The 21,417-nt window shown below is 47.0% G+C and carries 18 protein-coding genes, 1 pseudogene and 1 other annotated feature; of the genes and pseudogenes, 12 read left to right on the top strand and 7 right to left on the bottom strand.

Annotation, left to right across the window (positions count from 1 at the left end; translation table 11 throughout):
* The first annotated feature begins 38 nt into the window (after nt 1-38).
* The 3 genes and pseudogenes from GCU39_RS28705 (at nt 39) to GCU39_RS28715 (ending at nt 4,173) form a co-directional block, all read left to right on the top strand.
* A pseudogene (locus GCU39_RS28705) lies at nt 39-836 on the top strand (ADP-ribosylglycohydrolase family protein).
* Between the two features lie 49 nt (nt 837-885).
* Nucleotides 886-2,256: an SMI1/KNR4 family protein gene (locus GCU39_RS28710; RefSeq protein WP_152396601.1), complete on the top strand. Its 1,371-nt coding sequence runs from the start codon at nt 886-888 to the stop codon at nt 2,254-2,256.
* A 282-nt stretch (nt 2,257-2,538) separates the two neighbouring features.
* The gene (locus GCU39_RS28715; protein WP_152396602.1) at nt 2,539-4,173 is read left to right on the top strand and encodes a formate--tetrahydrofolate ligase; all 1,635 of its coding nucleotides are present in this window, start codon (nt 2,539-2,541) and stop codon (nt 4,171-4,173) included.
* A gap of 105 nt (nt 4,174-4,278) precedes the next feature.
* On the opposite strand, the gene GCU39_RS28720 is transcribed toward GCU39_RS28715, so the two are convergent.
* Both GCU39_RS28720 and GCU39_RS28725 read right to left on the bottom strand, forming a co-directional pair.
* Nucleotides 4,279-4,710 (bottom strand): toxin-antitoxin system TumE family protein, encoded by a 432-nt coding sequence (locus GCU39_RS28720; RefSeq protein ID WP_152396603.1) that lies wholly within the window; start codon nt 4,708-4,710, stop codon nt 4,279-4,281.
* Nucleotides 4,700-5,374 (bottom strand): hypothetical protein, encoded by a 675-nt coding sequence (locus GCU39_RS28725; protein WP_152396604.1) that lies wholly within the window; start codon nt 5,372-5,374, stop codon nt 4,700-4,702. The genes GCU39_RS28720 and GCU39_RS28725 overlap by 11 nt, the downstream gene beginning before the upstream one ends.
* 208 nt (nt 5,375-5,582) lie before the next feature.
* On the opposite strand from GCU39_RS28725, the gene GCU39_RS28730 reads away from it, so the two are divergent.
* A complete protein-coding gene (locus GCU39_RS28730; RefSeq protein ID WP_152396605.1) occupies nt 5,583-6,953 on the top strand; it encodes a hypothetical protein in 1,371 nt (456 codons plus the stop codon).
* Nucleotides 6,954-7,047: 94 nt separating this feature from the next.
* Here GCU39_RS28730 and GCU39_RS28735 read toward each other — a convergent pair whose 3' ends face one another.
* Nucleotides 7,048-7,263 carry a helix-turn-helix domain-containing protein gene (locus GCU39_RS28735; protein ID WP_152396606.1) on the bottom strand — a complete coding sequence of 72 codons (216 nt, stop codon included), beginning with the start codon at nt 7,261-7,263 and terminating at the stop codon, nt 7,048-7,050.
* A 158-nt stretch (nt 7,264-7,421) separates the two neighbouring features.
* On the opposite strand from GCU39_RS28735, the gene GCU39_RS28740 reads away from it, so the two are divergent.
* The 3 genes from GCU39_RS28740 (at nt 7,422) to GCU39_RS28750 (ending at nt 9,963) form a co-directional block, all read left to right on the top strand.
* Nucleotides 7,422-7,667, top strand: coding sequence for a hypothetical protein (locus GCU39_RS28740; protein ID WP_193726672.1), 246 nt, complete (start codon nt 7,422-7,424; stop codon nt 7,665-7,667).
* Between the two features lie 46 nt (nt 7,668-7,713).
* Nucleotides 7,714-7,976 (top strand) — a binding site (T-box leader).
* Nucleotides 7,977-8,089: 113 nt separating this feature from the next.
* Complete coding sequence (gene asd / locus GCU39_RS28745) at nt 8,090-9,175, top strand: aspartate-semialdehyde dehydrogenase (RefSeq protein ID WP_152396607.1); 1,086 nt, start codon at nt 8,090-8,092, stop codon at nt 9,173-9,175.
* A gap of 176 nt (nt 9,176-9,351) precedes the next feature.
* Nucleotides 9,352-9,963, top strand: coding sequence for a TetR/AcrR family transcriptional regulator (locus GCU39_RS28750; protein ID WP_193726673.1), 612 nt, complete (start codon nt 9,352-9,354; stop codon nt 9,961-9,963).
* A 57-nt stretch (nt 9,964-10,020) separates the two neighbouring features.
* Here GCU39_RS28750 and GCU39_RS28755 read toward each other — a convergent pair whose 3' ends face one another.
* The 3 genes from GCU39_RS28755 to GCU39_RS28765 all read right to left on the bottom strand — a co-directional run bounded on the left by GCU39_RS28755 (nt 10,021) and on the right by GCU39_RS28765 (nt 15,516).
* The gene (locus GCU39_RS28755) at nt 10,021-11,601 is read right to left on the bottom strand and encodes a DUF5597 domain-containing protein (RefSeq protein ID WP_193726674.1); all 1,581 of its coding nucleotides are present in this window, start codon (nt 11,599-11,601) and stop codon (nt 10,021-10,023) included.
* A gap of 37 nt (nt 11,602-11,638) precedes the next feature.
* On the bottom strand, nt 11,639-12,985 hold the full coding sequence (locus GCU39_RS28760) for an MFS transporter (protein WP_152396610.1): 1,347 nt from the start codon (nt 12,983-12,985) through the stop codon (nt 11,639-11,641).
* 161 nt (nt 12,986-13,146) lie between these two features.
* A complete protein-coding gene (locus GCU39_RS28765) occupies nt 13,147-15,516 on the bottom strand; it encodes an NPCBM/NEW2 domain-containing protein (protein WP_152396611.1) in 2,370 nt (789 codons plus the stop codon).
* Nucleotides 15,517-16,108: 592 nt separating this feature from the next.
* Between GCU39_RS28765 and GCU39_RS28770 the strand changes: the two genes are divergently transcribed.
* Nucleotides 16,109-16,582 carry a GNAT family N-acetyltransferase gene (locus GCU39_RS28770; RefSeq protein ID WP_152396612.1) on the top strand — a complete coding sequence of 158 codons (474 nt, stop codon included), beginning with the start codon at nt 16,109-16,111 and terminating at the stop codon, nt 16,580-16,582.
* 134 nt (nt 16,583-16,716) lie between these two features.
* On the opposite strand, the gene GCU39_RS28775 is transcribed toward GCU39_RS28770, so the two are convergent.
* On the bottom strand, nt 16,717-17,400 hold the full coding sequence (locus tag GCU39_RS28775; protein ID WP_152396613.1) for a TetR/AcrR family transcriptional regulator: 684 nt from the start codon (nt 17,398-17,400) through the stop codon (nt 16,717-16,719).
* A gap of 274 nt (nt 17,401-17,674) precedes the next feature.
* Between GCU39_RS28775 and GCU39_RS28780 the strand changes: the two genes are divergently transcribed.
* The 4 genes from GCU39_RS28780 (at nt 17,675) to GCU39_RS28795 (ending at nt 21,399) form a co-directional block, all read left to right on the top strand.
* Nucleotides 17,675-18,499, top strand: coding sequence for an SDR family NAD(P)-dependent oxidoreductase (locus GCU39_RS28780; protein WP_152396614.1), 825 nt, complete (start codon nt 17,675-17,677; stop codon nt 18,497-18,499).
* Between the two features lie 143 nt (nt 18,500-18,642).
* Nucleotides 18,643-19,806 carry an SMP-30/gluconolactonase/LRE family protein gene (locus tag GCU39_RS28785; RefSeq protein WP_152396615.1) on the top strand — a complete coding sequence of 388 codons (1,164 nt, stop codon included), beginning with the start codon at nt 18,643-18,645 and terminating at the stop codon, nt 19,804-19,806.
* 66 nt (nt 19,807-19,872) lie between these two features.
* Nucleotides 19,873-20,100, top strand: coding sequence for a hypothetical protein (locus GCU39_RS32125; RefSeq protein ID WP_227793367.1), 228 nt, complete (start codon nt 19,873-19,875; stop codon nt 20,098-20,100).
* A 264-nt stretch (nt 20,101-20,364) separates the two neighbouring features.
* Entirely contained in the window at nt 20,365-21,399 is a 1,035-nt protein-coding gene (locus GCU39_RS28795) for an LCP family protein (RefSeq protein WP_152396616.1), read from the top strand.
* Nucleotides 21,400-21,417 lie beyond the last annotated feature (18 nt).

A 21,417-nucleotide genomic window follows, 5' to 3' on the forward strand; every position in this document is an offset into this window, starting at 1 on the left:
TGGCTGTCGGCGATGCACTTGGAGGAACGACCGAGTTCATGCATCCTCGTGAGATTAAAGCCCAGTACGGCTATTTAACAGAAATCATCGGAGGCGGCGTCTGGTAGCTGGAACCAGGGGAAGTAACCGATGATACCATGATGACGCTATGCGTCGCGGAGGGGATTCTGGAGAACCGCTTAGATCCGATGGAACCGATTGGGCGCCGATTTTTGGCTTGGTATCATACGAAACCAAAGGATATTGGCAATACCATTCGCCATGTGTTCAAAATTTATGAGGGAGATTGGTTCGAGGCGGCGTTTCTCTCGGATATGGATCTAGGTCAAAGCGGGGGAAATGGGTCCTTGATGCGCTGTCTTCCGGTGGCGCTGGCCTATACCGATCTGCATGATTTGGAACGCGTATCACGAATGCAATCGAAAATGACACATTATGACGAGCAGTGCAGCGAGGTGTGCGTCATCTATAATCGAATAGCCCGCAGGCTCCTGCATGGGGGAGTGTTAAAAGATGCGATTCTGTCTGAGGTGTCCGGAACGGAATATGAGGCGTTTATCAAGAAAGCGCCTGATTGCGAACCGAGCGGGTATGTCGTGCATACGTTCCGCTGGGTGCTGCACATTCTGCTTCATGCTTCGAGCTTCAGCGAAGTCGTGCAACAAGCGGCTAATCTGGGGAACGATTCCGATACGATCGGGGCCATCGCCGGTGGTCTTGCGGGAATCCATTGGGGGTACCGCGAAATTCCATCGACCTACTCTGATGTCATCCTGATCAACGAACGTCTGAACGACATTGCCTTGCGATTGTATCGATCACGAGTAGGGGGATAAGCTTCGATAGACTATTTAATGCTATAAAATGCATCCACGGGAGGAGCACATGTCAAGAAAAGAGCAATTAATTCGAATTCGCAGGAAGCTGGAACTAGCGGCTCAAGCGGACCCAACGTACAACGTATTCGGATCCAGAGCGCATCGATATCAACTGAATGAGCCGCTAAGCCTTGCTGAAGTAGAACAGTTTGAGCGAGAGCACGGGATCACGCTGCCAGAGGACTATGTTGATTTTATGACGGAGATCGGGAACGGCGGCGCGGGACCCTATTATGGCATACATCCGTTGGGCGCCAAGCAGGCTATTGAACTTGATCTTATTGGACAGCCGTCACCTTTGAAACCGAGGAACGAATGGAGCGGGACGGGCTGGTCTGAAGATAAATTGGTTGACGATGCTATGGATGATGAAGAAGAGGAATATCCGGGTCTGCTGAATATCGGTGAGCAGGGCTGTAGTTATGAGACGATGCTGGTCATTACTGGGGAATATCGCGGTAAAGTGATCTATATCAACTTAGACAGCCAGAAGACGTTTTTTACATATGAGGCGAACTTTCTCGATTGGTATGAACGTTGGCTGAACGAGACGATTGCGGGGTATGAGAACTCGTGGTTCGGGATGCGTCGAGGCGGCGATGATCGAGCGTTAATGGAGTTGTACCGTTCGACTGAAGATGAGCGGATACACATCGAAGCGTTGGAAGGGATGCTCAAGCTGCCGCGTATTGCCGATGAGACGGTGGACTTTCTCATACAGCAGTATCATGCGAATGATGGCGAGGTGCGCCGCTGGGCGCTTCAAGTGCTAGCGAAGATGCGGTTTAACGAAGCCGAGCCCCTCATTAGGGAAATGCTTCGCAGCCAGGACGGAACAAATCGACTGCTTGCATTGCAATTGATCAAATGGTACCTGCCTGAAGGCGATCGGCGATTTACGGCGGAGTTGGTCAGCATGGTGGCGCTGGAGAACGGTGTGGAGGCATTCCGATTCTTAACCAATATTTTGCATGAAGCCGAAGTGAATATGTTGCCACTGATGTTACCTTTCTTCAGTCATGGGGACAAGGACATTCGGATTCAGGCGCTATATCAGGCGGGGCATGCTCCTGTTCCAGAGAGAGTAGAGCAATTGCATCATTTCATCGCTGCTTTAGATGATCCGGAAATATATGTGCAGCTCATCGCGTTGCAGGCCTTGAGTGGCGTGACGGACGCACGGCTCCTTGAAGTTTTTGAGCAGCTGCTTGAGCGGCATAAGACGGATAAGGATTATATCCGATCGAACGTGAAGATTCTGCTCGAGGGATTCACGTTCAGCGATCTGGAGCAAGTGGAGCGGGAAATTCCTGATGCGTTGCGGCAGGTGAAGGGGATATTAAGGAAGAAAATGATGGAACACAAGAAATTCTTATAAGCGCATGAAGAAAAGCGTTGATGATCATTGCAATGAACATTAACGCTTTTTTTTATTTTCAGATGTCATTCCTAAACCTAGGTTGGAAGTCTACTCACGAAGCCTTTATGGAAGAGTTAGCGCGCTTTGTGTGACAATCCGTCTTTTAATATTCTATTGGGCGGATTAAAATTAGGTGAGAGGGAAGACTCGCATGAATAATGAGTAGCATTTTTGAGAGCTTGTGGATTCAACTCAACAATAAAAAGCCAATGAAGCGGAATAGGTATGGAGGCATCAAATATGAAACCAATCACAGAAGTTGCAGCACAATTGGGCCTGGAGCCCGATCAGCTTGAGCTATATGGAAAATGGAAAGCGAAGCTAACCGAGGATGTATGGGCATCCGTCTCTCAGCGGCCAGAAGGAAAGCTTATCCTTGTTACTGCTATGAATCCGACGCCGGCGGGAGAAGGCAAGACGCTGACAACGATCGGGCTCACGCAAGGATTGAATCGGATTGGACGGAAGGCGGCCGCCGCGCTGCGTGAGCCATCGCTCGGACCGTGTATGGGCATGAAGGGCGGCGCCACAGGCAGTGGCAAAGCCCAGATTGTGCCGGCCGAGGATATTAATCTGCACTTTACGGGCGATATCCATGCGATTACATCAGCGCACAATCTGTTGGCGGCACTCATTGATAATCATATTCACCAAGGAAACGCTCTACGTCTTGACCCGGCGCGCATCGTATGGAAACGGGCGCTCGATATGAACGATCGGCCGTTGCGCCAGATCATCATCGGCATCGGCGACAACAACGGCACTGTGCGTGAAGACGGCTTCCTTATTTCAACCGCTTCGGAAGTGATGGCGGTATTGTGTTTAGCGGAAAATATGGCTGATTTGAGATCGCGGCTCGGCCGGATCGTCGTGGCGTATGACATGGACAGGCGGCCGGTGACGGCGGGTGAGTTCCGGGCGGTGGACGCGATGTGCACCCTGCTGAAGGATGCAATCCATCCGAATCTGGTACAGACGCTCGAAGGCGACCCGGTGTTCGTTCACGGCGGTCCGTTCGCCAACATTGCCCACGGGTGCAACAGCATACGGGCAACTCGTCATGCGCTCAAACTGGCCGATTACGTCGTGACGGAAGCAGGATTCGGTGCCGATCTGGGCGCGGAAAAATTCATGAACATCAAGTGTCGTCTGGGAAGCCTGCATCCGGCGGCTGTGGTCATCGTCGCGACCGTGCGTGCGTTAAAATACAACGGCGGCGTATCGAAGCAGGAACTGTTGACGGAGAGTGCCGAGGCAATATGGTCCGGATTCGGCAACTTACGGCGACATGTTGAGAACATGCGCGCCTTCGGCGTGCCGGTAATCGTCGCTATTAACCGCTTTGCTGCGGATACGGAGGCAGAGCTGGCGCAGGTTGCCGCTCTCTGCGCAGAGCTTGGCGTGAAGGCGATTGTCTCGGACGCTTGGGAACATGGCGGTGAAGGTTGCCGCGAGTTGGCGCAGGAAGTGGCCGCGTTGGCCGATGGATCGACGGTGGATACGTTCCAACTGCTCTATTCTGACGACATGTCGCTTACAGAGAAGATTGAGACGATCGTTACGCGCATCTATCGCGGAGCCGGAGTCAATTATCGCCCGGCTGCGAGGCGAGCACTGCAGGAACTGGAGCAGCTTGGCGTGCGCGACCTTCCCGTCTGCATGGCGAAGACGCCGTATTCGTTTACAGACCGTCCCACCGTCCTCGGGGCGCCTGAGCAGTTTACGATTGAGGTGCAGGATGTCCGCTGGTCGGCCGGCGCAGGATTCGTCGTCGTGCTGACGGGGCAGGTGGTCACGATGCCAGGGTTGCCTGCGGAACCGGCAGCGTGGCGCATAAGGCTGGATGAGGCGGGACATATCGAAGGCTTGGACTGATTGCGGGGCATGACGGATCACCGCATACGCTTGCGGTCCAAGGTGATCCTATAGTCCTTTGTGGAAATACCACGCAGGCGAACCCAGGATTGAATGATTCCAACTTTAGTATAAAGAGGGACGAGATGGAATAACGGAGAAGATGATTATACCTTCCACAATGGAGTATAGATCCTGATGAGAATGATTTGGAAAACGATCTATGTTGGACAGAATGGAGTCCTTTGGCGGATGAATATGATAGGGCTCCGTTTCCGTTTGGTAACGTTTATCCTGATCATGGGGTTCGCTATGGTATTGAGCTTTTAATCGACCGCTCTCATCTTCCCAGTCGTAAAAGTACTTATCTATATAACCTGATTTATTCGTATATTCCGTAATGTAAAGCTTGGAATAATCAGTGAAGGTAATTGTTGCTCGTTGAGCATATATACTAGAAGTTATTCCTGATCGGTCCGTATTTCGTATTTCGCCTAAAATCCCGTGGCCCAGGTCGCGACGAATACGATCTAAATTACTTTTGGATTTACCGATCACCTGCGATCTCCTTCATGACATAACGCCATTCGTCAGCATCCCGCATCCATTTCCAGTCATGGGAAGATTCAGGATCGCCTAAACGAGCTACAACGTCCTCATATTTGCCACCATATTTCTCTTCAAAGGCTAGAATGACCTTGACTAGTGCTTTCATTCGTTCCACTTCATCATAATCCGGCGCTAAAGATTTCTGGCTTTCGTATTCTTGAACGATTTCACGAAGAATTGTCTCTTTCCCATTAGGGGCTTTGTAGATAGCTGTGTCCGGGATTCGAGCTTGCTTATAAGAGGGCTTGTCATTCATCCCTTGGTAAGAAAGACGTTTTTCTCGAAGCCAGTTATTAATTGTCGTGATGGATACACCGAAGTATGTGCTCATTTGTCCCGTTGTATAATATGTTGGTTTGTCTAATTCTGATGCATATTGGAACGCTAAATCGAGGAGTTGGATCATTTCTATAGATAGATTACTCTGGTCAATATGATTATTGACATCACTCGTAGTAGAATGGGCAAAACGATGCTCTATTAATTCTGCTGGGCTAATCCGACTTAATAAATTGTATAGGAGTTTAAAAGTGGCCAATCCGTACTGGGGATTACTCCGTATATCCCGAATAAACTCTTCCTCGACAAGTCTCCGATCCTCATAAGTAATCATTAACAAATCACCTCACCCCCATATGATAACAGAATGACATCTTAACTACAAGTAAACTACAAGTAAACTGAAACAGAACTGAAAGTTATTATTAAATATAGTCAGACGGTGAGTGTTTTATTCATCACATCTTTGACAGTTTCGAAATTAGGAAAAGTCTATTATGATGAAATGAAGAGACCTGTAGAAAGGTTGAGGTGTGAAGTCCGTGAGCAAACAGTCAGATTTAAGTAAAGTATTGAACAGCCTCACGAAAGAACAATTAATCGATATCATTGAGCAAGTCGCTCAGGGTGATCAAATTATTGCAAACAAGCTCATCGTCAAGTACGGCGAAGTTCAATCTGGGCAAGAAATAATGCTGTGTAAGAAATTGATCAAATCCATCGTAGCGAGGTGTAAGGGGAGAGAAGGATTTATCCACTACCGAGAAACGTATGGATTTGTTCAAGAAATGATGGATGTACTCGAGAAAATCCATATTACGTCCGATGTATTGCTAGCATTAGATATTGCATTTCTAGTGCTGGGTGAAGCCGTAGAAGCTTTTCAATATGCAGATGATTCCAATGGAGAAATTGGATTTCTAGTACAAGAAGTCTTAAAACAGGTACGGAGGATGGTGCTTGAAAGAGAGACTGAGGATAATAGAGTAAATACTGCAATGTTCGATAGGATCTTGGTTCAATCTGATAGTGAGATATTTAAGGGCTGGGAAGATTTCCGTATCGAACTTCTAGGAATATGCGCCGAGTTTACTGATAACGTTGTTCTTAGGGAGCGACTTCAAGTGAAGCTTCGGCATGTAATAACAGAGAAATCCGACGATGATTATATGGAGTATACCCAAGAGCAGCTGCTCCAGTTACTATTCATGCTCGTGACGGATTATGGTACAGAAGAGGAGAAGGATCAATTCATTCAAGAGCACATTCATTTTACCTTTTTCCGGGAGCGGGCCATCGACCAATACTTGGTGCAACACAATTACGATAAGGTAATTGAATTGGCGTTGGTTGGAGAGGAACAAGACAAGCAATTTGCAGGATTAGTCCATCGGTGGAAGAAATCCAGATACTTAGCTTACCATAAGCTTTCATTCAGGAAAGAGCAATGGGCGTTAGCTGAAGAAATGTTATTGGATGGGGACTTCGAATATTATCACGAATTGAAGTTATTGGCTGACAAGGATCAACCTCATTATTACCAAGAGATTAAAGAAAAACTGAAGAAAACGCCGGGTTGGCGAAGCAAGGAGATCTATCTTAAGGTTATTGAGCTGGAAGAAGATATTGAGGAAATGATGGATGTGGTTCGACACGACCCCAGCAGTATTGAGCATTATGCCGATAGACTGATAGATTCGCACAAAGATGAAGTGATCTTAATCTATGGCAATCATATTGAAAACGCAGCGAGACAATCGAACAATCGAAAAGCTTATCAACAAGTATGTAAAATCATAAAACGATACAAAGCGATAGCAGGTAAGGATCGCTATGATGAATTAGTGATGAAACTAAAAGAGCTACATGGAAATCGGCCAGCCTTTTTGGATGAACTGAGCAAGCTGAAATAAAAGTAAGAAGTAATTTGTCTTGAATATAAGGTTTTACAGAAAAGAAGCTTCAGTAATCATCTCGATGATTATGAAGCTTCTTCTATTTTGAGTTCTATTCCTCAACCAAATCAATAATCTCCCGAATATCCTCAATCTTCAGGGCCTCGGCAATTCGCTCAATATGGCTGAAATTTATATTCTCCCGCTTGCCATTTGACAATTCACTTAACGCCGCATGTCTCACATCAGACAATCTAGATAACTCGCGTAAGGAAATGTTATGTTGTTTGGTTAGTTCATTTATTTTAACAACGACTTTTCTAGCCATATAAAGAATCACCTTCGAACAATGAATGTTGACTATACGCATTAACGTACCATATAATATGTTCATAACTGGTACGTATATACGTACCGATAGAGGTGACAGCGATGCATGATCTCCTTACCCAATACGAAGAAGCCATCCAAGAAGAACACACACTCATGCAAAGAATCAGCCTTTGCAAAGAAATCATCGACGTTATCCTAGAGTATATCTCGAGTAAGGCAGATGTGATTCATTTACCTACGGCAGAGGACATCGTCACGACGATCCATACGATGGAGCAGAATCTTGATACGGAGCTGCTTCATTTGCAGCTAGAAATGTGCGTTCTGGAGCGCGCTCGGCGGAAGAAAGGAAAGTCTACGGAAGGGATCAGGGGGCTTGAAGTAACTTACAAACCATAAATTCTATTTACCTCACCGCGTTAATCTGATAATATAAATCCAACATTGAAATGCGATGAAGAGAAGAGTAGATAACTTGATTCTTACACAGAGAGCTCCGGCAGCTGGAAAGGGGCAAAGAATTCGTTATTGAAAAAAGACTCAGAGCAGCACGTCGGAACCTTTCCAGGAGATGATGTGCCAGGTGCTCCTGTTATCGAGCTAGAGTATAAGCATTACATCGTAATGCCGTACTTGAAGAGGTTAGTATGGTGACATACTAGCGAATTTAGGGTGGTACCACGGGAACATACAGATCTCGTCTCTAAGACTATACGTCTTGGAGGTGGGATCTTTTTTGTTGTGAACAAGCGTACACAGCACACATGCAGCATACGATACATCAACTATAATGTTCGAATAGGAAAGGATCTGAATTTCTTATGGCAATGAAATTAAAAGCAGGTATTGTTGGCGGAACTGGAATGGTTGGACAGCGGTTTATCGAACTGTTGAATGGGCACCCTTGGTTTGAAGTAACGACGATCGCAGCAAGCGGCAGATCTGCAGGTAAAACCTATGAAGAATCTGTCCAAGGCAGATGGAAGCTCGCAACACCTATGCCTGATGCGGTGAAAAATATTGTCGTGCTCGATGCATCGAAAGTAGAGGAAGTTGCGTCTCAAGTCGATTTCATCTTCTGTGCAGTCGATATGACGAAGTCTGAGATTCAAGCATTAGAAGAAGCTTATGCGAGAACAGGTACCCCGGTCATCTCTAACAACTCAGCGCATCGTTGGACACCGGATATTCCAATGGTTATTCCGGAGATTAACCCACAGCATATTGAAGTGATCGCTGCGCAAAGAAAGCGTCTGGGGACTTCAACAGGCTTCATTGCGGTGAAACCGAACTGTTCGATTCAAAGTTATGTGCCAGCACTTCATGCACTGCTTGATTTCAAACCGACTCAGGTGGTGGCATCGACGTATCAAGCGATTTCAGGAGCGGGTAAGAACTTCACAGACTGGCCTGAAATGCTGGATAACGTCATCCCTTATATTGGCGGCGAAGAAGAGAAGAGTGAGCAAGAGCCGCTGCGTATCTGGGGAAGTGTGAATAACGGTGAAATTGTAAAAGCAAGTTCACCGATCATTACAACACAATGTATCCGCGTTCCCGTTACAGATGGACACTTGGCAACGGTATTCGCGTCGTTCGAGAACAAGCCTGCGAAGGAAGAAATTCTTGCTCGCTGGTCGAACTTCAAAGGCCGTCCGCAGGAGCTCAGTCTACCAAGTGCACCGAAGCAGTTCATTACGTATTTTGAAGAAGACAACCGTCCACAGACGAAGCTGGATCGTGAGATTGAGCGCGGCATGGGGGTTTCCGTGGGACGATTGCGGGAGGACTCCATCTATGATTATAAATTTGTAGGACTATCCCACAACACATTGCGCGGCGCAGCAGGCGGCGCAGTTCTCATCGCGGAGCTTCTGAAGGCTGAAGGATATATTCAAGCGAAATAAGGTATCACATGGTCGAGAGTCTGTTAACCCGAGCGATTTCTGTAAAGTCGTTCGGGTTATTTAATTTTTCAGTATCTATATACTGGAAATAATCTCTTGATCTTATGTTAAAATGAATAGAGCTAGCCGATGTTATAGTAATATTTGATAGAGGGATGAAGCGAGGGGATGAAGGAATGGATATGCACACGACAAGGCAACGTATCCTGATCGAAGCAGAAAAACAATTTATAACGCTCGGGATCGCCAATGTCCAAATGAAAGATATAGCATCGGCCGTAAACATCAATCGAAGAACACTCTATCGTTATTTCCCTACGAAAGATGAATTAGCATTTGAAATTGAAATCCTGGTGATGAAACAAATACAGGACTACCTTACGCTGGATATTGGGGATACGACTGGCAAAACGGGTTTTGAAAAAGTAAAAGCGTACTTCTTTCAGGTTGATCTAGATAAAGTTAAAGAGCAGATCAAATTCACTGCCGAGTTCGACAGGTATTTTCAGGAGAGTTATCCGAATCCAGAGCTGGAACAATCGTTTATTGAAGCTATGAATCCCGATCGTGACCCGCTGTTTCATTATATTCGCGAAGGGGTGACAGACGGCTCCATTCGTAACGATCTGACGGTCGAAGAGCTGTATCACTTTATAAGCCACAGCTTTATCTCTCTTTTCCAACGTCTGATTCTGAGAGAGAACCACTTGAAGCATGAATACTGCGATAATATTGATTTTCGCAAATCTTTTCGGAATATTGTACTAAGTGGAATACAGCGCACATGAATACCGGAGTTGATGGACTGCGGTGTCATGTGCGTTGTATCGGCGGTTATTCGATAACTAAGGCGTTAGTACGACCCTGACAACACCGCAATATGGCGTAGCCCAGAAACTTCCGAATACGGATTCATCGCCATTTCGGGTGCGCGTGGGTACGAACTCGCCTGTCTCTGTCAGATAACCTTCCTCCACGGAAAGATAGTCGACGGGGGTCTGTACTAACGACATTTTCAGAGCATCCAACCATCCAGGTCCTGACCTAGGAACCATAAAGAGATGGAAGTTGCCGGCCAAGTAAAATTCTTGCGGTCCGGCTTCGATGATTAGCCCGTGTTTAGGTCGACCTTCAATCAACTGAGGATTACGGGCATGTCGATGGTCCTTGTTCTCGCTCGCCCCGCCCATATTGATAAAAGGCACTGCTCCGATGTAATGTTCGAATTCAAAACTCTGGTTCATTTGATAATCCTCTTCGACGACAGCATGAACTTTGCCTGTGCCTCGATACTTCTGAATCAACGGCAATAAACTCATGACGCTGCGGAAACTCTCGGCGAATAATACGGCATCTTCCAGCAGATTGCCTTCCATATCCAGGATGCTGTCTACGCCAAAACAAAAATAACCGATCGCGTTGTAGTCAGCCAAAGCCCGGAGCATATTTCTCGCATTAAGCCCGTCTGGGCTGGATTCCGGAACAAATAAAGGATTGTCTGGCCGGTGATAGTCGTCGCACACAATCTTGTAGTCACTAAAATTAACAGAGTAAATATCCGGTGCGATCAGATCCAAATGAGGCGCCGCAAATTTCCAAATGTCTATCGTGCTCCTAGCAGGCCCGCCGGCAGGATAGAATCCCGGAATCGGCCAACCCGGAAAAGAGAGCCAAGCATTGGTATACATAGGAATGTTATATACCGCGCGGCCTTCTGCGGCGATGTGATCGATATATTTGGCAATAGACCAAGCTGTGCAGAATTCCCCGCCCTCGACACCGAAAACTTCCTCCCAATTCCCTTGTTCTTTAGAACCGTTCTTCTGAAACACCTTCCAGACATTCCCTTCTTCAAGGCCCCTCACATGTTCGAGAAGTTCGGAGGGTACAGCCCCGGATAATGCGGCATTTGCCTCAGGTCCATAATCCCTGTCACAGCCAAGAATGCCCGGTTCATTCTCTACTTGCACCGCAATAACCGTCTCCGTCTCGCTATCCTTTTCTTTCAGATAGCCCATCAAGGCTCGGAACGCTCTTGCATCCGCCTGAAGCGCTTCTTCACAAAAAGACGAAAGGATATTCATAGGGACGCCGTCACTGCGAAGCACCCTGAAAAACCGCTGTTTGTCTGTCTTGATCCAGCCGGGACAATAACGCATCTCGCCATTCTTCCAGGTTGCAAACCATAATACGATAAGGTGCAAGTCATTCTTCCGGCACTCCTCCAGCAACATGTCTACCGAAGAAAAATCAAATTGCCCCTCTATAGGCTCTACTTGTTCCCAATAGACCGGAGCTTCCAGCGTATTGCCTCCCAATGCCTTGACACCCGCAATAGCAGATGCCAATTCTTCCGCGTTATAGGCGCTGGAGTTTTTGGACTGGCCTCCCATTGGCATGAATGGTTTTCCCTTTACTGTAAACATACAATCCTCTCCTGTTCTTATATTTAAATGGGGTAGATCACATACTTGCACTGATTTTCTTCTCGTCGTATTTAAGAAAAGCGAATAAGGATAAGAGGGCAACAAGGGCAGCGATGATGACGGATATTCGGATCCCGGAATCATCATGAATCGAATTCCCGATGGCTAGTATGGTGGGTAAGATAATTACGGATAAAGCGGTTCCAAATTTCGTTAGAAATGAGCGTACGCCAAAGTACAGCGCTTCTTTGTTTTCTCCGCTTGAACTGGCGTCATAGACGGCGCAATCCGCAACGATGGCATTCGGCAATATACCTGATATGGCCGAGGTAACCGCAGAGAGAAGAACGATGGGAATCAACTGTAAAAATCCGTTAAACGGTAACATCCCCATAAGCGAGATATAGATGAAAGAAACGAAAAGAGAAACGAACGATACGATCATCAGCTTCTTCTTGCCATACCTTTTACTTAATCGATTGACGAGTGGATACAGCAGGAACGAAACGACGCCGACGGCAGCCACAATCAGCCCGACATCCGTTTCCTTCTGCCGTGCGAGCACCGTAATGTAGTATACAAGGGATGATTGAAAGAAACTGTTCGTGAACCAATACCCTAGCTCGCTCATTAAGAAGAATCGGAAATCTCGATTTTGAAATATTGCTGTAACGGATGCTTTGATGTCCAAGCTTGTCGCGTTTGTGGAACCATACAGATTCTCATTAATCGTATAGGCCGGTATGAGCATAAGGATCAATGCAATGGCTGCTAGTCCTGCAAAGGTCCACTGAATCGAAGCGGTTTTGGAAATATCGAAGACCGTCATCACGGTCTCCCAAATATTAGGGGCGAACGTTGCGATAATCAGACCCAGAAACCAGGTAACCGAGATATACGTCGATAGATCGATTCGGTCTTCCGTGCTGCGGCCCAATTCGCTTAGCAGGGCAGTGTAGGGTATCACATAACAAGTAAAAGCAACAAAGTATAGAGGCAGGAGGATGAGGAGCCATATGGAATTGATGGTATGAATGCCGTTTTGAAAGGGAACGAAAAATATGCACACGAGCAAAATGGCGCAAGGCAGCGCGCTTCGTCTCATAAACGGCGTTCGTCTCCCAAGGCGGTGCCTGGTTCTATCGCTCATGTTCGCAATCCATAGGTCAGTCACTGCATTGATCAACGTAGAGATTCCCATGATGACGCCAATAATCGTAACGCCCATAAACACACTATCTTGCGGGATCACCACATGTATGCCGGATTCTTCTGGAGGCAAATAAAAATAGATGAGCCATGTACCCATGATGCCGGCCAGAATCGACCAGCCTAACTGCCCAAGCGAGTAGAACACCCTGATCTTCCTTGGTAATTCCACCATTGAAGCCCTCCTTTGCTATTGCTTTTACTTGAATGCCACACGTGTGGCATGTGGTAATTGTACAATATTGGAAATAATTGCGTCAATATCCTTTCGCTCGCAAAAAAACCTCCGACAGCAGGTCTTGCCTGCGTATCGAAGGTTTTGTATTCATGATTACGCTATGGAGTGGTGTTCACTAAGATCTTAGCACCAGCCCAGTCTGCATGGTCATAATTGTTATTGACGCCTTTCGTGACGACGAGCTTAAGAATTTTGGCTCCGGTGATATCGACATCGATATGCTGTACCGGTGAGCTGCCAGTCAATTCGCCACTGTCGTAGACCTTAATCCCATCGGCCCATACTTGGAATACGACAGAACCGTTGTCTCCGACTTCATCATCAATCCCAACGTCGGCAATAAACTTGGCGAATTTGCCGCCAATGTAATAGGTGATGGCTGAATCGGCGTGCGTTCCAAGTCCTTTGTCATACGTGGTGCCATCGATGGTGATTGCGTGCCCATCTCCGGAACCGGATTCTCCGTTGCTCTGATCTCGCTCAACAGGGCCCCAGCCGTTCTCCGCTTCAAGCCAATTGATATCGCTAAGGTAAGTATCTGTTGCGGGTGGAGCTGCATACACTTTGATCTGGCTTGTTGCCTGCTTATCTCCCTGTTCATGACCTCGATAATTATAATCTGTCTTGGCATGGATGTCGTATACCCCCGTAGTCGCACCGCTGGACACGGTCATATCCCATGTCGTGGTAATGGACTTCCCTGGAGGAAGGCTATGAAAGGAGGTTGGCGAAGTCGCGTTCACATTCCATCCGGTAGGCGTCTGTAACTGGATTTCGATTCTTTGAAGCGCTATTTTGCCGTTATTCGTAAATGTCGCCGTGACCTGGCCGGATTGACCTGCTTCAACCGTGGGATCTGCTGTGACTGTAAGATTGGTTGACGGCTGGGTCATGTTCGGCGTTCCAGGTTGGACTCTGAACATGACAGCTCCATGGGACGGCACATCGGCGCTAATGGTGTTCGTTGCTGCACTCTCACTGTGCTCCCATAGGTCGCGCACGATATATACAGGTGCCTTCTTCAAGCCGAGCTCATCGATGTTCAAACTCATGGATGTTGCTGCCTGGCTCCGGTTAAAGAACAATACGGCCTTGTCACCGTTAGACAACGGCTTAACCCATACCTCATAGTCCCCGTCGTCACGTATTTTACTTCCCTGTACGCCTGCCGGGTCCTGATCGATGGCAATGACTTCTTTGTTCAGTAGGATCTTCTTCGTCGCATCCGACATTGCCGTAATATCGTTGCCTGCGATGAGAGGGGCAGCCATGATGCTCCACAAGCTGAAATGCGCACGGTACTCCGTATCCGTCATCCCGCCGTTGCCAACCTCGAGCATATCCGGATCATTCCAATGTCCCGGGCCTGCGTATTGGGCCAGCACGGAATTTTCGTCCAACAAGGTGGTCATGCTGTTCCATGTGTCGGTGATATCGCCGGTTGTACGCCAGAGATGTCCTACGGAAGGACCCCACAGCCATGGTTTATTGGCTCCCCATTCGCAAATGCTGAACATGATCTTACGCCCCGTCGCTTGCAGCGCATCTCGCATGGCTCCGTACTGTTGTGCCGATATAGCCGATCCGTCTTCCGGGTTGTAGAACTTGATCGTATTCTCGCCTTGCTGCAGCGTAACCTGAATCGGATAAGCAGCAGCCGTATCCCAGCCGCCGGAAGAAGACAGGCTGTATTTCTGTCCCGTCCCGCCGTTCACGCTGACGTACAGATTTCTGCTAGGGTCCCCATTTAGATAGTGGATAGTTAACGTATAAGTGCCTGCCGCCGACGCATTGATTTTGTTGATAATTAATTCACCGGAGTTATTGCCTATAAATCCGACCTTTGAGCCGGCTATTTTGGCGCCTCCGACGAGCGTATTGTCAGGCGATTCCGCTTCGTATGTCTTGGTGTTACCCCCATTGGATACCACAATCTTATCTAGATCTGGCGCATACGTAGAGAATCTCACATTATAGCAGAAGTCATATTTTAGATAGTCGACTTCCCATTCTGCGAATTTGGCCGCGTCTCTCTGTTCATTGCCTTGGCTCGCTGGAAGGCCCATGCATGTCTTCGTCCCGTTAGAGGAGTAAATGCCAAGCTTCAAGCCTTTGCTGTGAACGTAATCCGCAACGCCTTTAATGCCGTCGGGGAATCTCGTAGGATCGGGCACGAGATCGCCGTTCGCATCCCTGGAACTGGTCATCCAGTTATCGTCGATATTGATATATTCATAGCCTGCATCCTTCATGCCGTTCTCTACCATCGCATCTGCCATGGCCATGATCTTCCATTGGTCGATGTTGCCGCCGAACTTGTTCCAGCTGTTCCAACCCATCGGGGGCGTAAGCGCAAGTCCATCATCTAATGCATAGGCGGTGGGTGTCAGCTTGCTCATAACGCCGGTCTGCATCCATAGGGCACATACCATTGCGACGGATAACAATAACATTCTGAACTTACGCATAAGAATACCTCCACATGATTTCATTCTGAATTATCGTTATTGCGTATGTAACGATTTTCTGTAATATCACCTGCCTTCCAAAATATCGGGGGATAAAATTCCATTTTAAGGGATAAAATTCAATCGTTTACATCGTATGCGATCGCCTATTTACGTATGCGGTAAATTTTTGTTGCCACTAGATCTAAAAAAGTTGTGATCATCCCGAATGAGATCTATCCGAATGAGGCGATCAAGAGCGTCTGCTTTATCAAAAATGTGATCACGCGTCACGCATCACAATGAGTTCCTATCACGGAGTGGTTCTAAACAAAATGGGGAGAGCGTTCACCTGTTAAACTCAGAGAAATGATCGCTCCTTAATAACGATCCTTAGTCTCTGATATGCCGTAAGATAGTGGAAGCACAAAGCAGACGCGTAGTGTGTTCGTGAGGATTGGTGCGGTGGCGATTGAAGAAGGTCGTGAAACCCCTAGCGCAGTAAAGTGACTTGTGTTATTTCATATAAATAGTAAAATGACTAGATATTTAATTTAATTTATGGTGAAAATCACGGCCATACAATGACATCATCACAATGGAGGTTTACCTCATGTTAATTAGAGAGATTGCAGAAAAAGATAACGAACAAGTAGAGTACCTTATTAGATCTTGTTTGATGGAATTTGGAGCGAATAAGCCGGGGACGGCTTGGGCTGATCCGACATTAGGAGATTTTTATAATCTGTACAGTAATGAGGGTTCTAAATATTGGGTTGTTGAGGATAATAACAAAATAGTAGCTGGTTGTGGTGTTGGACCGGTTCATAGCTGGCCGGATATTTGTGAATTACAAAAGATGTATGCATTAAAAGAAATGCGAGGTACAGGATTTTCAAGCGAGTTGCTGCGGATTGCCCTAGATTTTGCGAAAAAGCACTATAAAAAATGCTATCTTGAAACGCTTAGCAATATGGTCGCAGCCAATAAGTTTTACAAAAAGAATGGATTCATTCAATTAGATAAGCCGCTAAATGCAACGGAACACTTTGCTTGTGATGTATGGTATATGAAAACGTTAAAATGATACTGAAGATGTATTGGTGGGAAATAGAAGAGGGGCGAACCCCTCTTTTTTGTTTTTATTATGCCTATTTCGGGTGATTTACACCTAGTCAATATTCTAAAATTTTCAGGTGCGTCAAACTTCTGTAGATATTGTTATTCGAAAATCACTGGCAGCGATGAGGTGCTATGATCCAGCAACAACGAGCTGACAATCAAAGACAATGTTTGCCTGTATGTTGCATGCGCAGATTGAACATCACCTAAATGTCCTCCCATGTAAAGATGAATGACGCCATGGAGCGAGGCCCAGAATATGCGAACAACGGATACAGTGTCATATTGGTCGGGAATGAGACCTTGCTTCTGAGCATTGCTGATCACCGTCAATAATTGTAGCATGGCGGTTTCGGTACCATTTAGGCTTTCCTCATCTGGTTTGAAATCTGCGAAAGCGCCTCCGAACATCAGTTTAAAATAACTAGAGTAACGTTGTCCGAATTGCCAAAAAGTTTCGCCTAAATTCAGCAAACACTGTGCCGGATCAGAAGCTTGCGGCGTCTCCTCGAACTCATTAGCGAGAAGCTTACAACCCTCCAGATACAATTGCTGAGCCAACCCCTCTTTATTGACAAACAAGCTATAAATGATTTTTGTCGAGCAATCCATTTTCTGCGCTACTTTACGCACCGTAACGGCTTCTGGGCCCTCTTCTTGCAAGAGTGATGCCGCAGCATCAACAACGAGCTTGCGGAGATTTTCAGTATTTTGTAAGCGAACTTCTTGGTAGGTTTTCAATTTATGTGAATTCACATTGGAGGAAATATCTTGGCCGCTCATAGTCATCACCTTCGGTTGTTTTCGTCAGGAAACAAAGTTTCTGACTCTCTTATTAGGGATTTTATTCAGTTGTCCGGCAGTTGTCAAATGTGACGTTGGATGTTCAAAGTTCATATTGACTTTCTAAAAAAGCGTGGTTACAATGAAATCTAACGGAAACAGTGTTACCAAACAATGCGATGATTCTTAATTTTTTGGGGATTTCGGATTCTTCTAAGCTTACGGTAACAGTGTTACTATATTAAAACGTAGTACCTAAAAGGAGAATGACATTATGAATATTCAAGGAAAATGGGCGCTTATCACGGGAGCTTCTTCCGGTATTGGAGAGCAATTCGCAAGACAACTGGCTAAACAAGGCAGCCATCTGGTACTTGTGGCCCGATCGAAGGGCAAGCTTGAGAGTCTGGCATCAGAGCTCAGAAAGATGTATGGAATCAAAGCCGAGGTTATCTCTATGGATCTTTCGAAAGAGGGAGCTCCCAGCGAGTTATATCAGCAATGTCAACTTTTGAAAGTGGATATCGAACTGCTGGTCAACAATGCGGGCTTTGCTACACATGGATTGTTTGAACAAGTGTCAGGTGAACGTCAACATGAGGAAGTGATGCTCAATGTCGCCGCTGTTGTAGATATGACCCACTTATTCTTGCCGGGTATGTTGCGCAAAAGCTCAGGTGCAGTAATCAATGTTGCTTCAACCGCCGGATTTCAACCGCTTCCCTATATGGCCGTATATGGGGCGACAAAAGCTTTCGTCTTGTCGTTTACTCAAGCGTTATGGTGGGAAAACCGCGACCGCGGTGTACAATTCTTCGCACTTTGTCCTGGTGCGACGGATACCAGTTTCTTTGATGTCGTAGGAACGGAAGATGCCTCCGTCGGAAAGAAAGACACGCCGGAAAGAGTCGTAGAGATTGCACTGCGTGCCTTGGAGCAAGGGAAACTGTATGTTGTTCCCGGTATGCAGAATTATATGGGGGCGCAGTTAGCGCGTTTTATTACACGAAAGCAAGGCCTTAAGCTTGTTGGGGGCATGCTTCGTCCACGCAATAGCTCCAGTAATAATAACAAACCGGGTAATCAAAACGGCTTCTGACCATGGCTGAACTCGACATATCAACGCCGGGCCATTGCAGGAGTTGGAGAATCATCGCGCTCTTGGCTGAAGGGAAGCAATATTTCGGTAAAATCGTAGTACAAATCTAAAATTCTCGCTTACATTACAAAGGAGGCGCTCTAATGCCCAATACAACAGTAAATCCCGATAAAGCTTCTAAAGGTCTGAATCATCCGAAACGCTCAGTGAGTAAAAAAATACGCAGATGGGGCTTATCATTGCTTGCAGTACTCCTTCTTGGCGTGCTTGTGTTCTTACTTGTACCTTCACCCGTCGTACCGGCTAAATGGATAGCACCTGCAGCACCCTCGTTCCAAGAAGCAGGTCCGTGGAAACAGAACAACAAACTCAGCTCGGCTGAGCTTGTTACGGATGCCCCTCATTTCCCAGAATTTATTACCTTTGATAAGGAAGGCCAGCTATATGCAGGAGATTCCGATGGGAAGATCTACAAGGTTCCTTTTGATGCAGTAGGCAATCCGCAACAGGCTCAAGTATTTGCAGATACCAAAGGAACGCCTAATGGGCTTAAATTTGACACGAGTGGAAATTTGATCGTTACGGATATCCAGAGAGGGCTGCTGTCTATAGATTCATCCGGTAACATAGAGGTCCTGGCCGATCACGTTAACGGCGGACCGATTTACTTGGCCAACGAGCTTGATATTGCTCAGGACGGCTCGATTTATTTTTCCGATACCTCAACCTATGGTCGGGTGATGTTCAAAGAAATGGCGGAGAACAAACCGCATGGACGACTGTTGAAGTATGATCCAAAGACCAATCAGACGACAGTACTGTTAGATAATCTTTATTTTGCTAACGGGGTAGCCTTGTCTGCGGATGAAGATTTTGTGCTTGTGGCGGAATCGTATCATTATCAGTTGACCAGATACTGGCTCAAGGGTCCAAAGAAGGGGACATCTGATATTTTTGCAGACAATATTGCAGGCTTTCCAGACAATATTACACGCGATGAGCAAGGCCAGTTCTGGGTCGGTATCTTCACGACTCGTCTTGCCTTTGTGGATCAGATGCATAGCAATCCTTGGCTAGCCGGCAACATGGCCAAAATACCGCAGGCGCTGCTAAACGGGGCGAGCGCGCCGGTGAAGCACGGGCTTGTGGCGGAATACAGCCCGCAGGGGGAACTGATGGACAGCTGGCATGATCCCAACGGTTCATTGTATGGCATAACCACGGCTGTAAGCCATCATGAATATTTATATATTGGAACGGCGCCGGGCGGTAGCCAAGGCGTGCATCGCGTACCTTTAACAAAATAATGTTGGAATCTATGTTGGAATCTGGAGCAGTCTGGTACTGCTCTCAGCATATAAGGAGGCTACGTAATGGAGCTTGATGATTTGGCGCTATCATGGAATACGAAGGAGAGTCTGGCCGGCAAAATAGCTTTGGTGACAGGTGCCAACAGCGGGATCGGGGCGTTGGAATTTTCTCAAGCAGCTGGGTATTCCGAGGAAGAAATTCGTGCGTTTACTTCGAACATTCTGCCTTTACATCCCGATAATGTTGCAGAGGTGGCGCTTTATGGCAGATACGATCCACATGCCTACTAAAGAGGACTTGGTGACGGCCATCCATACCATGGGTTAGGATCTCGATCGGGAGCTGCTCCATTTGCAATTAGAGATGGGCGTCTTTGCACATACGATTAAGAGTTTACAGAATCAGAGCCAAAATAGATCGGCTTCTCAATTTTAACTTTTTCATAACTTTTTATCTCCGATCGCGAGATACAATGGAATGAACTGAGAAAAATTAGAAGAAATGTCGAATATGCGGCTGCGGTGCAGCGGTAGGCATTTCGTTCGGAGGAAACGATGACCACGAATCACAAATCTTCAGTACTGCGGCGGACGATCTGGATCTCCGCACTCGTGCTCGGCACGCTGCTGCTCGTTGTGGCAGGTTATCTCGGACATCTCTACTATAAGGCGGATTCCGCGATTGAGAGGATGGCGGCACCGTCAGATGCAATGCAAGAGAAGGAAGAACAATCCCATGAAGTTGCTACGAATGAGAAGGCGATCCGTCCGTTCCTCATGCTGCTCGCCGGAATCGATAACCGGGAAGGAAGCGGGGGCACGCTGAATACCGATGTCCTGATGTTTATCAGCTACAACCCGGAGACGCGCTCGGCGAGCATGATGTCGCTGCCGCGGGATCTGCTGATGAAGCCGAAAAATTTGCCTAATCGGAAGGCGAATTTCTACTATGCTTATTATGCGATCAAGGATAAGGCAGCTGCCATTGCGAATACGAAACGGTTCTATAGCGATATGCTGGGATTGCCGATTGATTATATGGCACTGGTGAATTTCGATGCACTGCGTCAAACCGTGAACACGGTTGGTGGGCTCGAGATCGACGTTGATATGGATATGAAATACGTGGATACCGCGGATGGTACCCACATTGATCTTAAAAAAGGATTGCAGAAGCTGGATGGGCAGAAGACGCTCGACTTCGTTCGATACCGCAAATCCAATCGGGGGACGCAAGAGTCCTCCGACTTCGCGCGAGGTGAACGGCAGCAGCAAGTCATCAAGCAATTAACGGATAAATTGAGTGCTTTCCAAGGGATGACGCAGTGGGGAAAGGTCCTGGATATTATCGGGGACAACGTGAAGACCGACATGCCGGCGAACGAGTTAAAACAATGGCTATTCAACTTCCCGACCTACTATCCGAAGACGATTCGCTCGTTGCATGTGGAGGCCGATTGGAAGAGTCCTTATGTCTACGCGAGCGAAGAGGATATGAAGCAAGCGCTCGCGGATCTGCGGGCGGAAGTTGGCGATAAGAAGGACAGCCCGATTCGTCTAGGCGATGTGATGGGGCTGATGAAGAATTAATGACATACTCGAACGAGC

Origin of the sequence: Paenibacillus guangzhouensis (assembly GCF_009363075.1) — a bacterium.
Lineage (GTDB): Bacteria > Bacillota > Bacilli > Paenibacillales > Paenibacillaceae > Paenibacillus_K > Paenibacillus_K guangzhouensis.

Excerpts from the sequence above, each read along its gene's own strand:
- GCU39_RS28710 (WP_152396601.1), top strand. The coding sequence starts at position 886 with ATGTCAAGAAAAGAGCAATTAATTCGAATTCGCAGGAAGCTGGAACTA.
- GCU39_RS28715 (WP_152396602.1), top strand. The coding sequence starts at position 2,539 with ATGAAACCAATCACAGAAGTTGCAGCACAATTGGGCCTGGAGCCCGAT.
- GCU39_RS28725 (WP_152396604.1), bottom strand. The coding sequence starts at position 5,374 with ATGATTACTTATGAGGATCGGAGACTTGTCGAGGAAGAGTTTATTCGG.
- GCU39_RS28735 (WP_152396606.1), bottom strand. The coding sequence starts at position 7,263 with ATGGCTAGAAAAGTCGTTGTTAAAATAAATGAACTAACCAAACAACAT.
- GCU39_RS28740 (WP_193726672.1), top strand. The coding sequence starts at position 7,422 with ATGCAAAGAATCAGCCTTTGCAAAGAAATCATCGACGTTATCCTAGAG.
- asd (WP_152396607.1), top strand. The coding sequence starts at position 8,090 with ATGGCAATGAAATTAAAAGCAGGTATTGTTGGCGGAACTGGAATGGTT.
- GCU39_RS28750 (WP_193726673.1), top strand. The coding sequence starts at position 9,352 with ATGGATATGCACACGACAAGGCAACGTATCCTGATCGAAGCAGAAAAA.
- GCU39_RS28755 (WP_193726674.1), bottom strand. The coding sequence starts at position 11,601 with ATGTTTACAGTAAAGGGAAAACCATTCATGCCAATGGGAGGCCAGTCC.
- GCU39_RS28760 (WP_152396610.1), bottom strand. The coding sequence starts at position 12,985 with ATGGTGGAATTACCAAGGAAGATCAGGGTGTTCTACTCGCTTGGGCAG.
- GCU39_RS28765 (WP_152396611.1), bottom strand. The coding sequence starts at position 15,516 with ATGCGTAAGTTCAGAATGTTATTGTTATCCGTCGCAATGGTATGTGCC.
- GCU39_RS28770 (WP_152396612.1), top strand. The coding sequence starts at position 16,109 with ATGTTAATTAGAGAGATTGCAGAAAAAGATAACGAACAAGTAGAGTAC.
- GCU39_RS28775 (WP_152396613.1), bottom strand. The coding sequence starts at position 17,400 with ATGAGCGGCCAAGATATTTCCTCCAATGTGAATTCACATAAATTGAAA.
- GCU39_RS28780 (WP_152396614.1), top strand. The coding sequence starts at position 17,675 with ATGAATATTCAAGGAAAATGGGCGCTTATCACGGGAGCTTCTTCCGGT.
- GCU39_RS28785 (WP_152396615.1), top strand. The coding sequence starts at position 18,643 with ATGCCCAATACAACAGTAAATCCCGATAAAGCTTCTAAAGGTCTGAAT.
- GCU39_RS32125 (WP_227793367.1), top strand. The coding sequence starts at position 19,873 with ATGGAGCTTGATGATTTGGCGCTATCATGGAATACGAAGGAGAGTCTG.
- GCU39_RS28795 (WP_152396616.1), top strand. The coding sequence starts at position 20,365 with ATGACCACGAATCACAAATCTTCAGTACTGCGGCGGACGATCTGGATC.